This window comes from Amycolatopsis sp. NPDC049688, assembly GCF_040674975.1.
Lineage (GTDB): Bacteria > Actinomycetota > Actinomycetes > Mycobacteriales > Pseudonocardiaceae > Amycolatopsis.
The window spans coordinates 176,032-188,673 of record NZ_JBFANY010000009.1 but is presented as its reverse complement, the minus strand read 5'-3'; the positions used below and the strand labels follow the sequence as shown (position 1 = coordinate 188,673).

At 73.2% G+C, this 12,642-nt stretch carries 14 protein-coding genes; 5 read left to right on the top strand and 9 right to left on the bottom strand.

Annotated features, from left to right (window positions below; translation table 11 throughout):
• Positions 1-176 precede the first annotated feature (176 nt).
• On the top strand, positions 177-674 hold the full coding sequence (locus AB0J55_RS27500) for a hypothetical protein (RefSeq protein WP_364254315.1): 498 nt from the start codon (positions 177-179) through the stop codon (positions 672-674).
• On the opposite strand, the gene AB0J55_RS27495 is transcribed toward AB0J55_RS27500, so the two are convergent.
• The 4 genes from AB0J55_RS27495 to AB0J55_RS27480 all read right to left on the bottom strand — a co-directional run bounded on the left by AB0J55_RS27495 (position 671) and on the right by AB0J55_RS27480 (position 3,316).
• Entirely contained in the window at positions 671-883 is a 213-nt protein-coding gene (locus AB0J55_RS27495; protein WP_364254312.1) for a helix-turn-helix transcriptional regulator, read from the bottom strand. The genes AB0J55_RS27500 and AB0J55_RS27495 overlap by 4 nt on opposite strands.
• Positions 883-1,362 (bottom strand): DUF2975 domain-containing protein, encoded by a 480-nt coding sequence (locus tag AB0J55_RS27490; RefSeq protein WP_354826664.1) that lies wholly within the window; start codon positions 1,360-1,362, stop codon positions 883-885. The genes AB0J55_RS27495 and AB0J55_RS27490 overlap by 1 nt, the downstream gene beginning before the upstream one ends.
• A 56-nt stretch (positions 1,363-1,418) precedes the next feature.
• Positions 1,419-2,591: a helix-turn-helix domain-containing protein gene (locus AB0J55_RS27485; RefSeq protein ID WP_364254309.1), complete on the bottom strand. Its 1,173-nt coding sequence runs from the start codon at positions 2,589-2,591 to the stop codon at positions 1,419-1,421.
• A 95-nt stretch (positions 2,592-2,686) separates the two neighbouring features.
• Positions 2,687-3,316 (bottom strand): methyltransferase domain-containing protein, encoded by a 630-nt coding sequence (locus AB0J55_RS27480; protein ID WP_364254306.1) that lies wholly within the window; start codon positions 3,314-3,316, stop codon positions 2,687-2,689.
• 42 nt (positions 3,317-3,358) lie between these two features.
• Here AB0J55_RS27480 and AB0J55_RS27475 point away from each other — a divergent pair, with 42 nt between their 5' ends.
• Positions 3,359-3,826: a nitroreductase family deazaflavin-dependent oxidoreductase gene (locus AB0J55_RS27475; protein ID WP_364254786.1), complete on the top strand. Its 468-nt coding sequence runs from the start codon at positions 3,359-3,361 to the stop codon at positions 3,824-3,826.
• Here the strand turns inward: AB0J55_RS27475 and AB0J55_RS27470 are convergent.
• A complete protein-coding gene (locus AB0J55_RS27470; protein WP_364254303.1) occupies positions 3,816-4,349 on the bottom strand; it encodes a GNAT family N-acetyltransferase in 534 nt (177 codons plus the stop codon). The genes AB0J55_RS27475 and AB0J55_RS27470 overlap by 11 nt on opposite strands.
• Positions 4,350-4,425: 76 nt before the next feature.
• Here AB0J55_RS27470 and AB0J55_RS27465 point away from each other — a divergent pair, with 76 nt between their 5' ends.
• Entirely contained in the window at positions 4,426-5,772 is a 1,347-nt protein-coding gene (locus tag AB0J55_RS27465; protein ID WP_364254784.1) for a pyridoxal-dependent decarboxylase, read from the top strand.
• Here AB0J55_RS27465 and AB0J55_RS27460 read toward each other — a convergent pair.
• Positions 5,766-6,158: a hypothetical protein gene (locus AB0J55_RS27460; protein WP_364254300.1), complete on the bottom strand. Its 393-nt coding sequence runs from the start codon at positions 6,156-6,158 to the stop codon at positions 5,766-5,768. The genes AB0J55_RS27465 and AB0J55_RS27460 overlap by 7 nt on opposite strands.
• Before the next feature lie 153 nt (positions 6,159-6,311).
• Between AB0J55_RS27460 and AB0J55_RS27455 the strand changes: the two genes are divergently transcribed.
• A complete protein-coding gene (locus AB0J55_RS27455; RefSeq protein WP_364254297.1) occupies positions 6,312-7,496 on the top strand; it encodes a glycoside hydrolase family 18 protein in 1,185 nt (394 codons plus the stop codon).
• Positions 7,497-7,542: 46 nt separating this feature from the next.
• Here AB0J55_RS27455 and AB0J55_RS27450 read toward each other — a convergent pair whose 3' ends face one another.
• A complete protein-coding gene (locus AB0J55_RS27450; protein WP_364254294.1) occupies positions 7,543-8,706 on the bottom strand; it encodes an MFS transporter in 1,164 nt (387 codons plus the stop codon).
• 54 nt (positions 8,707-8,760) lie between these two features.
• Here AB0J55_RS27450 and AB0J55_RS27445 point away from each other — a divergent pair, with 54 nt between their 5' ends.
• Entirely contained in the window at positions 8,761-9,132 is a 372-nt protein-coding gene (locus tag AB0J55_RS27445; protein ID WP_364254291.1) for a MerR family transcriptional regulator, read from the top strand.
• Positions 9,133-9,138: 6 nt separating this feature from the next.
• On the opposite strand, the gene AB0J55_RS27440 is transcribed toward AB0J55_RS27445, so the two are convergent.
• Both AB0J55_RS27440 and AB0J55_RS27435 read right to left on the bottom strand, forming a co-directional pair.
• Positions 9,139-11,874, bottom strand: coding sequence for a BTAD domain-containing putative transcriptional regulator (locus AB0J55_RS27440; RefSeq protein ID WP_364254288.1), 2,736 nt, complete (start codon positions 11,872-11,874; stop codon positions 9,139-9,141).
• 272 nt (positions 11,875-12,146) lie between these two features.
• Entirely contained in the window at positions 12,147-12,572 is a 426-nt protein-coding gene (locus tag AB0J55_RS27435) for a DUF5709 domain-containing protein (protein WP_364254285.1), read from the bottom strand.
• Positions 12,573-12,642: the final 70 nt, after the last annotated feature.

Genomic DNA, 12,642 nt, shown 5'->3' with positions numbered 1-12,642 from the left:
CCGGCGGTCACAGACACCGCGTGCGACCGGAAGGCCGCATGGGCAGGGCCGTTCGGACCAAGCGGCCAAACATGTTTGTTCCCGGGCACAACGGACACGGGCCCACCATCGGACGATCCCCCCGCCGCCGCGCCGGACCGCAGAGGAGAAAATCCCTTTTGCCCCAGGACCCTTCGTTGGTCGCCATCGCGGCGACCGCGCGCTGGCGGGCCCGGATCGTGGCGGCCGCCGCGAGCGCGGGCATCAGCATCACCGACCCGCAGGCGGGCGTGCCCGGCATCGGGGTGCTCACCTGCGCCCCGGGCCGGCTCGGGGCGATCGTGCCGCGCCTGGCCCGCGACGCCGAGCCGCCCCGCCCGGCGATCGGCGCGCACTCGGACTCGATCGCCGACCGCGAGCTGCGCGACGCGGTGGCGGACGTGGCCGCCCTGCTTTCCCTGCACGGCAACGTGGTCCTCGACCTCGACGCGGGCGGCCGCCGGCACCGCGGGGCCCGGCCGGACGTGGTCGTCTCGGCCGGTGTGGACCGTCCCCAGTGGACGGAACCGGCGGTGCGCCTGCCGGTGGGGACCGACCGCAGGGGTGGCCCGCTGACGGTGGCCCTGACCGCCGGCCCCGGCTTCGAGGGCACCCTGCTGGACCTGGCCCGCCTGGTCGAGGCCGACGCGGCCTAGCTTTCGTCGTCGACCCACTCCAGGAGGTCGCCCGGCTGGCAGTCCAGGACCCGGCACATCGCCTCCAGCGTGCTGAACCGCACCGCCTTCGCCCGGCCGTTCTTCAGCACCGCGACGTTGGCCGGCGTCAGCCCGACCTGCTCGGCGAACTCCCCGACGCTCATCTTCCGCTTGGCCAGCTCGACGTCGATGCGCACGACGATCGGCATCAGATGACCGCTTCCAGGTCGGACCGCAGCGCCGTCGCCTGGCGCAGCAGGGCGCGCATGACCACCAGCACCAGGCCGAGCACGGTGATCGCCACCGTCACCAGGAACAGCAGCATCGGCATCCCCGGGTCGTCCGCGTTGAAGCCGACGAACACCAGCATGCCGGCGACCACCAGCCACGCCGCCGCCACCGCCCAGACGATCGCGTCGACCCACTTCAGGGACGCCGGCGTGAAGATCCGGTCCTTCTTGACCAGCGTCAGCAGCTTCCACGTCGCAACCAGCACCACCTCGACGCACAGCACGAGGAACACCGCGATGGCGGTCAGCGGCCAGCGCAGCGGCGCGTCGTGCGGGTTCTGCTGCGTGTGGTAGGCGATCCCGCCCGGGAGCGAAAGCGTCTGGAACACGACGAGGACGCCGAACAGCACCACGAGGAACACTCGGAGCGCGGCGACGGCCCATTTCTCGGTAACCATGCGCCGACTATGGCGGGCGACCTATCGAAAGTCAATCGGTAGTGATCGAATCTCGATCATTCCGGTTCGAGGCGGACCGACTCCAGGGCGACGTACAGCTCGCCGATGTCGACCGGGTCGGTGAGGTTCCGCTTGGTCAGCTCCTGCACCCGGCGCAGCCGGTAGCGGACCGTGTTGGGGTGCACGAACAGCCGGTCCGCGGCCTCCTTGGCCGAGCCGTGGCCGGCGAACCACGCGAGCAGCGTGTCCAGCAGGACCTTCCGTTCCGCCTCCGGCAGCGCGAGCACGCCGGCCAGCGCCGACCGGACGACGTCGCGGGCCATCCCGGGCGCGGCGGCCACCAGCGTCGTCACCGGCGAGTCGCCGAACACCACCACGCCCGCGGTCGCCGAAGGCAGCGAGCGGCGGGCGATCCGGGCCCGGTGCAGCGCGTCCGGGACGTCGGGGAACCCGCTGAACGGCCGGCTCATCCCGGCCGCCACGGGCAGCGACCCCAGCACCTCGCGCAGCCGCCGGACGTCCTCGATGCGGTCGATCGCGACCAGGCCCGCCTCGCCGCCGGGCCGCCACGCCGACCGCCAGCGCCGCGCCCGCAGCAGCGCCTCGACGCTGTCGTGTTCGTCCGGCTCGACGCGCTCGGTGACCACGGCGACGAACATGCCCGCCGTCGGCAGGCCCAGCTCGCGGGCGGCGGCTTCCATGTCCGTCTGGCTCACGAGCCGGCCGCGCAGCAGGTCGTCCAGCAGCCGCGCGTTCGCGTGCGACGGCTCGGCCGCGACCTCCTCGTACGCCGTGGTCAGGGCGTCGGAGTAGAGGTCGATCGCCTTCCAGACGTAGGAGTTGATCTCGATCGTCCGGGTCGGGTTGAGGAACTCCGGGCCGGCCAGCTCGAGGAGCCCTTCGTAGACGAAGGTGCCGCCGATCCGGAACGCGCGCAGCACGGCGGGCAGCGGGATGCCCTGGCGAGCCTGGGCGAGCCCGGTCTTGCGGGCGGCGTCGAGGGCAAGGCCGCGGCCTTCGGCCAGCGCCGTCAGCGCACGTTCGAGGTTGGCCCGGCAGACCTGCCGCAGCTCACCCGGAGCGACGTCCTCGACCTGCCGGTAGAACTCGTCCTGCTCGCTGAGCAGGCGGGCCAGCCGGTCGGCGAACTCGGGCAGCCTGGCCAGCATTTCGCGCACCAGCTCGCGGTGTTCGCGAGGTACCGGCCTGGCCAGAGCTTCGATGCCCATCCCTCACTTTAGCTCGGGTCCGCCGCCCGGGACATGCACGAAGTTGAGCAAAATTCATGTCCATCGGGTGATCGACGTCGTGCGGGCTTGACGGCTCAGCCCGGCTTGCGGGCCGTGAGGTAGACGTGCGGTTCCGGGCCGGCGCCGGCGTGGTCGGGGACGAACTCGGCCTCCTCCGCGCGGACGACCTCCAGGCCCGCGGCCTGCAGCAGCTCCTTGAGCACGCCGGTGGCGAAGCTGTACGCGCGGACCGGGTGGCCCATGAAGACGATGTCGACGCCGTCGACGTCGGCCGGCACGGTGGCGAACACCAGCAGACCGCCGGGCTTCAGCCAGGCCGCCAGGCGGCCGATCATCGCCTCCTGCTCGGCCCGCGGAAGCTGCAGCATCGAGAAGAACGCCGTGATCGCGTCCCACGTGCGGTCCTCGAAGGACAGTTCGCGCATGTCCCCGAGCTCGAAGCGGGCGGCCGGGACCTGGTTCCGCGCGATCTCGACCATCTTCGCCGCGACGTCGTACCCGGTGACGTCGTGGCCGGCGGCGGCCAGCAGCTCCGCCGTGGGGCGCCCGGTGCCGGAACCGAGGTCGAGCACCCGGGCCTGCGGTGGCAGCGCGCCGAGCAGGCCGGTGATGGCGGCGCGCTGGGCCGTCGCGGTGCGGAAGGCGTGTTCGTAGGCCGTGCCGAGCGCGTCGAAGACCTCGGCGGCGGTTTCGGGGCGGGTCACGGTCGCCCACCCTGCCAGACCTAGGATCCGGTCGTGGCCGGTTTGCGGGGTGTGTTCGCCGGGTTCGGCAAGAGCAGGGCGTTCGCCGTGCTGGGACGGGCGCTCGTGCCCGCCGACCGGGTGCTGCTGCGGATCAGCGGCGGCCGGGTCGGCGTCGGCGCGGCCGTCGGGCTGCAGACGCTGCTGCTCACGACCATCGGACGCCGCAGCGGCGAGCCGCGTCAGGTGCCGCTGCTGTACGTCGAGCGCGCCGGCGGGTACGTCGTGATCGGCTCGAACTGGGGCGGCGAGGCGCATCCGGCGTGGTCGGCGAACCTGCTGGCCCGGCCGGAAGCGACGGTCTCGGTGCACGGCCGCACCCTCGGCGTCACCGGGCGGCTCCTGACCGGGGACGAGCGCCAGGAGATGTGGGACGCCGTGGCGGCGTACTGGCCCGCGTACGACCGGTACGCCGTGCGGGCCGAGCACCGGGAAATCCGCGTCTTCCTGCTGGAGCCGGTCAGCCGATGAGGTCGGTGTGCCGGATCCGGTACACCTGCAGCCGCAGGTTGTAGTACTTGTCGGTCTCGCCGACCCACTGCATGCCGAGCCGCTTGGCGACGGCGATCGCCCGCGTGTTGTTCGGCCGCGCGACGGCGAACAGCTCTTCGGTGTCCTGGGTGAACGCCCAGTCGATCAGCGCGGTCGCCGCCTCGGACGCGTAGCCCTTGCCCCAGACGCCGGGGGCGAGCTGCCAGCTCAGCTCGAGGTCCTCTTCGAACGGCGGCAGCAGCCGGATGCCGAGGCCGCCGATGACCACGCCGTCCTCCTTGCGCTCGACGGCCCACCGGCCGCGCGGCGGCGGCAGGTTCGGCTGCGCCTCCTGCCAGGCGTGCAGCACGGCACGCATCGCGCCGATGTCGCCGACGCGGTCCATGGCCGGGGTCAGCCAGTGCGTGACGTCTTCGGCGCCGTAGATCTCGAACGCGGATTCGGCGTCGGCAGGCGTCCAGTCCCGGATCACGAGCCGGTCGGTGCTCAACGGGGTCTCCATACCAGGACGCTACGCCGGGAGGCCCCGGATTGTTCCCGGCGCGGGACAACGGTCCTACAGTCGGCGCGTGGACGAAATGCACACGCTCCTGGCCCGCGCCGCCGAGCTGGCCGCGGGCTACCGGGCCTCCCTCGCGGACCGGCCCGTCGCCCGGCCGGTCGATCCCGCCGCCCTGCGGGCCGCGTTCGGCGGTCCGCTTCCCGCGCGCCCGGCCCCACCGTCCGAAGTGCTCGAACAGCTCGCCCGCGCCGCCGAACCGGGGCTGGTCGCCACCGCCGGGCCCCGGTTCTTCGGTTTCGTCGTCGGCGGCGCGCTGCCCGCCGCCACCGCCGCCGACGTCCTGGCCGCCGGCTGGGACCAGAACGGCTTCAACGCCGTGCTTTCGCCCGCTGCGGCCGCCGCCGAAGACGTCGCCGGGGCCTGGCTGAAGGAACTGCTCGGCCTCCCCGCCTCCGCCTCGGCCGGGTTCGTCACCGGCGGCCAGGCCGCGAACACCGCCGGGCTCGCCGCGGCCCGGCACCACGTGCTGGCCGAAGCGGGCTGGGACGTCGAACGCGACGGCCTCACCGGTGCCCCGCGCGTCCGCGTCGTCGCGAGCGAAGAGCGGCACGCGACCATCGATCGCGCCCTGCGGCTGCTGGGTTTCGGCACCCGGGCCGTCGAACCGGTCCAAGCCGGCCCGCAGGGCGCGATCGACGTCGAAGACCTGCGAAAGGTGTGCGAAGCCGGAAGCGGGCCGCTGATCGTCTGCCTGCAGGCGGGGAACGTCAACACCGGCGCGTGCGATGACCTGCGGGCCGCCCGGGAAGCCGCGCCCGGCGCCTGGCTCCACGTCGACGGCGCCTTCGGGCTGTGGGCCGCGGCCAACCCGGAGACCAGGGCGCGCCTCGACGGCGTCGAACTCGCCGATTCGTGGGCCTGCGACGGGCACAAGTGGCTGAACGTGCCGTACGACTCGGGGTTCGTCTTCTGCGCGCGCCCGGACGTCCACGCCGCGGCGATCGCCTACCGGGCGGCCTACCTCACCGGCGCCGGCGAGGTGTCCGGCATGGGCGACCTGACGCTGGAGTCGTCGCGCCGCGCCCGCGGGTTCGCCGTCTGGGCGGCGCTGCGGGAGCTGGGCCGCGACGGCGTCGCCGAGCTCGTCGGCCGCTGCTGCCTGCTGGCCCGCCGCTTCGCGCGGATCCTGGCCGACGGCGGCGCGGAAATCGCCAACGACGTCGTCCTCAACCAGGTCCTGGTGTCCTTCGGCGACGACACGGACGCGGTCATCCGGAAGGTCCAGGACGACGGCACCTGCTGGCTGGGCGGCACGACCTGGCGCGGCCGCCGGTACCTGCGGATCTCGGTGTCCGGCTGGGCGACGACGGAGGCCGACGTCGACCGCAGTGCCGCGGCGATCCTGCGGCTCGCCGGTCAGTGACCTTCGCGCACCGACAGCGAGTCCGTCCGCCAGGAGATCTCCTTCTCCCCACCGGTCGGCCAGCTCGAGGAGAGCCGGCGGCGGACGCTGCCCAGAGCACCCAGCTCGGCCAGGTCGACGCGCGGACCCTGCGCGGCCAGTGTCGACACCTCCGCCGTGGTGAGCGGGACGAAGTCGAAGTACTGCGCGTCCTCGCCACCGTCGGCGTCGGGGAACTCGGTGAAGATCGCGGCGAACGACTGGCCGCATTCCGGGCACCGGCGCAGGGAGATGCTGAAGTGCGACCGCTCGACCAGGCGATGGGTCTTGTTCAGCCGGGTCGTGCAGAACGCCAGCGCGGTCAGGGCGTCTTCGCCGGAGCAGCGGGCGCAGCCGAACTCGGTCATCGGCCGATCATGCCACGCGTGAATCCGGACCGGCCTGCGGAGGTATCGGGAAACCCGCTGACCGCACGATTCCACTCTGGTCCGCAGTGGTCTGGACCTGTTAGCCTCGGCACGTCCACCCGGCCGGTCCGCGAAGGGAAACCCGTGCTCCGCATGAGAAAAAGCATCGCCGCCGCCGCGCTCGCGCTGGCCGGGGCCGCTGTCGTGGCGCCGCCCGCGGAAGCCGGGCAGGCGCCGGGCAAGGTGATGGCCTACTTCGCCGACTGGGACGTCTACGCCCGCGGCTACCACGTCAAGGACATCGAAACGTCCGGATCGGCCGCGAAGCTGACCCACATCAACTACGCCTTCGGGAACGTGACCGGCGGCGGGTGCGCGGTCGGCGACCCGTGGGCCGACCACGACATGCCCTACGACGCCGCCACGAGCGTGAGCGGCCAGGCCGACGGCGGCACCCTGCACGGCAGCTTCAACCAGCTGCTCGAACTCAAGAAGCTGCACCCGAAGCTCAAGGTGCTGTGGTCCTTCGGCGGCTGGACCTGGTCGGCCGGGTTCACCGAGGCGGCGAAGAACCCGGCCGCGTTCGCCGAATCCTGCTACAACCTGGTCAACGACCCGCGCTGGGCGGGCCTCTTCGACGGCATCGACATCGACTGGGAGTACCCGAACGCCTGCGGCAACACCTGCGACACCAGCGGGCCCAAGGCGTTCACCGGGCTGGTCAAGGCGCTGCGCGCGAAGTTCGGGCGCCAGCTGGTCACCGCCGCGATCACGGCCGACGGCTCGAAGGGCGGCAAGATCGACGCCACGGACTACGCCGGGGCGAGCCGCTACCTCGACTGGTACAACGTGATGACGTACGACTACTTCGTCGCCGGCGCCAGCCCGGCCGGGCCCACCGCGCCGCACTCTCCGCTGCGCGCCTACCCGGGTCTGCCGACCGCCGGTTTCTACGCCGACGCGGCGATCCAGAAGCTGCGCCACCAGGGCGTGCCGTCGGCGAAGATGCTGCTGGGCCTCGGGTTCTACGGCCGCGGCTGGGACGGCGTGACGCAGAAGCGGCCCGGCGGCACGGCCACCGGCCCGGCTCCGGGCACGTACGAGGCGGGTGTCGAGGACTACAAGGTCCTCAAGACGAAGTGCCCGGCCGACGGGCGGGTCGCCGGTACGGCGTACGCGAAGTGCGGTTCGCAGTGGTGGAGCTACGACACGCCGGAGACGGCGTCGGCGAAGGCCGGTTACGCGAAGTCGCAGGGGCTCGGCGGCGTGTTCGCCTGGGAGCTGTCCGGCGACACGGCGAACGCGGAGCTGCTGCGAGCCATCGCGGGCCGCTGCTGAAAAGCTGGAGGGCCCGGGCGCGAGCGCGCCCGGGCCCTTCGTCCACTTAGGACCGGCGCGGGAAACCGTGCCGCCGGGCGCCGAGGACCACGGCGAGCACCGGCAGCAGGAGCACCAGGAGCGGCCACGGGAAGGACGCCGGCCCGGCCGCGTCGAGCAGGAGGCCGCCGGCCACCCCGCCCGCGGCCATCGCGGCGTTCCACAGCGTGACGAGCATGGCCTGGGCGTTGTCCGCCGCTTCGCCGCCGGCGTTCCCGGCGGCCGTCTGCAGCAGCGTCGGGACGCCGCCCCAGCCGAGCCCCCACAGCGCCACGGCGGCGTACACCAGGACCGGGTGGCCCGCGAACACCGCCAGAAGCGCCGCGGCCACCGCGACCAGCAGGGTGCTCGCCACCATCAGGGTCCGCAGCGCGCGGTCGATCCGGGCGCCGACGATCCCGATGCCCGCCATCGACGCGACGCCGAACACGAGCAGGACGACATCCACCGCGTCGCCCAGCCCGGCTCCGGCGAGGAAGGTGGCGACGTAGGTGTAGAGCACCGTGTGCGCCAGCACGAACACCAGCGTCACGGCCAGCACGGGCACCACACCGGGGACGGCGAGTGTCCGCAGCACCGGTGTCCGGCCGGTCGTCTGCCCGGCCTGGTCCGGCACCGCGACAGCGATCCAGGCGAGCAGCGCGACCGCGATCGCCGACATGACGCCGAACGCCGAGCGCCAGCCGAGCAGCCCGCCGAGGAACGTCCCGGCCGGGATGCCGAGGGACAGCGCCAGCGGGATGCCGGCCATCACGATCGCGATGGCCTTGCCCTCCTCGTCCGGGACGAGCCGGCGCGCGTAGCCGGCCAGCAGCGCCCAGACGACGCCCGCGGCGACCCCGGCGACGAACCGCGCCACCATCGTCAGCGGGTAGTCCGCCGACAGCGTCGTCACGGTGTTGGCCACGGCGAACCCGGCCACCCCGGTCAGCAGCAGGCGTTTGCGGGACCAGTTCGCGGTGGCTGCGGAGAGGGGGATCGCGGTGAGCGCGGTGCCGAGCGCGTAGATGGTCACCGCCTGGCCGGCCGCTGCTTCGCCGACGCCCAGGCCGGCGCTCATGCCGGGCAGCACGCCGGCCGGCAGCGCCTCGGTGAGCACGGTGACGAACGCGGCGGTCGTCAGGGCGAGGAGGGCGGTCAGGGGCCGCGTGCGGGTGCTGGGGTGCGTCATGCCGCTATGCTCGAACCCTCACATTGATGTGAAGGTCTACGTGAGGTGGGGCACATGCGGATCGGCGAGCTCGCGGAGCGCACGGGCACGTCCCGGCGGCTCCTCCGGTACTACGAGGAGCAGGGCCTGATCATCGCCGGCCGCGGGCCGAACGGCTACCGCGACTACGACGAGCCGGCGGTCGACCGGGTGATCCAGGTCCGCGGCCTGCTCGACGCCGGGCTGCCGACCCGGATCATCAAGCAAATCCTGCCGTGCCTGGACAAGCCGCGGACGATCTACTTCCCCGACGCGACGCCGGAGATGATCGCCACCCTGGAAGCGGAACGCGACCGGATGACCCGCCGGGCGGAGTGCCTGCTGCGCAACCGCGACGCGATCGTGGAGTACCTGGACGCGGTCCGCGAGTACGACAGCGCGGTCTGACGCTCCTCAGCCGTCGAGTGCGAGGAGACACGCCTCGAGCTCTTGGAACCGAACGCCTTCCGGGCGGCTCCGGTAGCGGTCGAGCGCTTCCCCGAGCACCCGGCGGGCATCCTCGCGCCGGCCCACCACGCGGTAGCAGTCACCGAGCGCGACGAGGAAGAAGTTCAGGTGCCGCAGGTTGCCGGTGGTCCGCAGGGCTTCGACGGCCCGCTCGAAGTGCGCGATCGCCTCGGTCCAGTGCCCGCCGCGCAGGAAGACGTATCCCAGGTTGCCGATGGCGTGGCCTTCGCCATCGAGGTCGTGGTGCGCCTTGGCCACCGCCGCGGCCCGCTCCAGCCAGCGCTGTGCCTGCTCCTGGTGGCCCCACTGGATGTGGCAGAAGCCGATCAGGTCGAGCGTCTTGACGTAGAGCCGAGGGTCGTCCTCCGGTTCGATCAGCCGCAGGATGTGCTCGCACTGCTCGAGTTCGGCGTGGTAGTTCGCGGAGTGGTACTCCCAGGCCCCGGCCAGCACGTAGTGCAGGTGCGCCTGCTGCACCCGGTCTCCGCTCTCCTCGGCCAGCGCCAGGGCCTTCGGCAGGGTTTCGAGCGCGGTTCCGGTCCGCCCCGCGAAGATGCTGGCGCTGGCGAACAGCCGGTGCGCGATCAGCTGGGCGGTGACCTCGCCGAGCTGCTCCGCGGCGGTGAGGGCGAGGCGGGCGGCGTTTTCCCGTTCCGGCAGCAGGCCCTGCCGGGACCGGAATTCGTTCAGCACGGCGGCCAGCTGCCAGACCACGGTGTGCCAGCCCCGTTTCACGGCCAGTTCGGTGGTGGCGGTCAGGCACGCGTGCTCGGCGACGAACCAGGCCAAGGCGGCGGGCGGATCGGCGAACCGCAGGCTTCCGGTCCGGGGAAGCGGCGGGGCGATCGGGATCGGTGTCCCGGTCGGGGCGAGCACATGGTTGCCGTGCCAGGAAGTCTGGAGGTAGAGGTCCGCGACCCGCCGCAACGCGTCCTCGCGAGCGCTTTCCGGCAGCGTCCGCTCGGCCTCTTCGGATGCGTAGAGCCGGACGAGGTCGTGCATCCGGTACCGGCCGCTCGCCGTCCGTGTCACCAGGTGCGCGTTTTCCAGTGCCCGCAGCACTTTCCGCGTCTGCGCGAGCGGGACGCCGGCCAGCGCGGCCGCGGCCGGCAGGCCGATGTCCGGCCCCGGGGCCAGCGCCAGCAGGCCGAACAGCGCCGACGCCTCGGGGGCGAGGTGGCGCAGGGACCAGGAGAACACCGTGCGCAGGCTCAGTCCCGCCTCGCCGGTGTCGAGCCCGTCCAGCCGGGCGGCGTGGTCGCGCAGTTCCTCGGCCAGCAGCGCCAGCGGCAGTTCCGGCGAGGTGACCGCGCGGGCCGCGACGATCCCCAGCGCCAGCGGCAGCCCGGCGCAGAGCCGGACCAGCTCGTCGACGGTGGCGGTCTCGGCGGCGAGCCGGTCGCGGCCGAGGTGCCGGTCGAGGAGTTCCCGTGCCTCCCGCGCGGACAGCAGGTCCAGGGAGATCGGCCGTGCCCCGTGCGTCGCGACGAGCCCGCCGAGCCGGTGCCGGCTGGTCACGAGCACCCGGCAGGTCGGGCTGCCGGGCAGCAGCGGGACGACCTGGCCGGTGCCGGCGGCGTTGTCGAGCACGATGAGCATGCGCTTTCCCGCCAGCAGACTGCGGTAGAGCGCGAGCTGCGCGTCCGGGTCCGGCGGCACCGCGGAACCGTCGACGCCGAGCGCGTGCAGGAAACCCCGCACCGCCACGGAAACCGGCAGCGGCTCGGCGACCGGGTCGAAGCCGCGCAGGTTGACGTAGAGCTGCCCGTCGGGGAACGCGGCGAGCTTCCCGGCCGCCCAGTGCAGCGCCAGCGACGTCTTGCCGATCCCGCCCGCGCCGCCGATGGCCGAGATCACCACCGGTCCCGCGGACCCGGCCCCGTCGAGCTCCGCCAGCAGGTCGGCCCGGCCGACGAACGACGCCGGCGCCGCCGGGAGCTGCTGCGGCGTGCCGGTCCGCGGCCCCGGGTCGCCGCGCAGGATCCGGTCGTGCGCTCGCCGCAGCTCGGCGCCCGGATCGGTGCCGAGCTCCTCGGCGAGCAGCCGGCGCATCCGGTCGAACTCGCGCAGGGCGTCACCCTGGCGGCCGGCCCGGGCCAGCGCCAGCATCAGCCGGCTCCGGACCCGCTCGTCGAGCGGGTGGGCCTCGGCCAGCGCGGTCAGCTCGGGCACCAGCTCGCCCGCCCGGTCGCCGCGGAGCCGGATCTCGGCCAGGTCCAGCTGCGCGCCCAGGCGCCGGCTCTCCAGGCTCCCGCGCAGGTTGGCGAACCACGGCGTGTCGAGGCCGGCGAACGGCTCGCCCGCCCACAGGGCCAGGGCCCGGTCCAGCAGGACGGCCTTCTCGCGGTCGTCGCCGGTGGCCGCGGCCTCGCCGAGCAGCCGCAGGAAGACGTGGAGGTCGACCGAACCGGGGTCGGCCGTCAGCAGGTAGCCGCCCGAGCGCTGGACGAGCGTGGTTTCGCCGAGCGCCGTCCGCAGCCGGGAAACGTAGCTGTACAACGCGTTGCGGGGGTTGACGGGCAGCTGCTCGCCCCAGATCCGCTCGGCCAGGACGTCCGCGGGCACGACCTTGTTGAGGTCGGTCAGCAGCGCGACGAGCAGGCCGCGCAGGCGGGGGCGGCGGATCTCCGCCGGGTGCTCGCCGGCACGGGCCTCGAGTTCGCCCAGCAGCCTGAACCGCACCGCGTCGTCCGCCTCCCCGTGTCCGCCCGGCCGCCCACTGTAACGGATGCCCGGAAAGGCGCGGGAAAGCTTCGCGCAAGGCCGGTCCGGCACCGTGGTCGGAGTCGGCGGTGCCGCCACGAATCGTCGAGGGGGCGGTTCGTGGCCGGTGCCGCGACCGCGGGCCGGATCGTCTTCCCTGCCACGGCCGTCGCCCCCGGGGCGGCTTCCCGGGCGATCCGGCCGGTGGCGGGGCGGTCCGGTTCCCTCGAACGCCGGGCCGTCCCGTCACTTCACCAGCGGCGGGACGGGTCGATCACGTGGACGGCCGCTTCTTCCGCGGAAGCCGCGCCGCCGTCGATGCCGGCGTCCGAGGCGTACAGCTCTTCGTCGGTGTCCTCGCCGAACCCTTCGTCCGACGCGACCAGGCGGCCCGCGCGGACGTCGCCGACTTCGTCGTCGATCAGCTCGCCGTCGGTGTCTTCGGTGTCGCCCAGGCCGTCGTCGTCGAGGTCGTCGGCCAGGTCCGGGACCTCACGGGCGAGCCGGCCGGCCCAGCTTTCGCCCTCGGCGGTTTCGCGGGCGGTGGTGCCCCAGCCTTCGGTCGCCTGAGCGCGTTCCGGTGGTGAATAACCCTCCGCCTGTTCGTCGCGGTCGTCCAAAGTGTCCTCGGGGTCGAGGATGCCGTTGTCGGCGTTGTCTTCGATGTCGTCGTCCACGGCCACCATCTTCGCGCAGGCTCTATGGCCTTTCCCAGTCCGGGTGATATGACCGTGTCGATCCGGGGCT

Coding starts and splice junctions, on each gene's coding strand:
- AB0J55_RS27495 (WP_364254312.1), bottom strand. CDS start 883: ATGCCGATCGTCGTGCGCATCGACGTCGAGCTGGCCAAGCGGAAGATG.
- AB0J55_RS27490 (WP_354826664.1), bottom strand. CDS start 1,362: ATGGTTACCGAGAAATGGGCCGTCGCCGCGCTCCGAGTGTTCCTCGTG.
- AB0J55_RS27485 (WP_364254309.1), bottom strand. CDS start 2,591: ATGGGCATCGAAGCTCTGGCCAGGCCGGTACCTCGCGAACACCGCGAG.
- AB0J55_RS27470 (WP_364254303.1), bottom strand. CDS start 4,349: ATGGAGACCCCGTTGAGCACCGACCGGCTCGTGATCCGGGACTGGACG.
- AB0J55_RS27465 (WP_364254784.1), top strand. CDS start 4,426: ATGCACACGCTCCTGGCCCGCGCCGCCGAGCTGGCCGCGGGCTACCGG.
- AB0J55_RS27460 (WP_364254300.1), bottom strand. CDS start 6,158: ATGACCGAGTTCGGCTGCGCCCGCTGCTCCGGCGAAGACGCCCTGACC.
- AB0J55_RS27455 (WP_364254297.1), top strand. CDS start 6,312: ATGAGAAAAAGCATCGCCGCCGCCGCGCTCGCGCTGGCCGGGGCCGCT.
- AB0J55_RS27450 (WP_364254294.1), bottom strand. CDS start 8,706: ATGACGCACCCCAGCACCCGCACGCGGCCCCTGACCGCCCTCCTCGCC.
- AB0J55_RS27445 (WP_364254291.1), top strand. CDS start 8,761: ATGCGGATCGGCGAGCTCGCGGAGCGCACGGGCACGTCCCGGCGGCTC.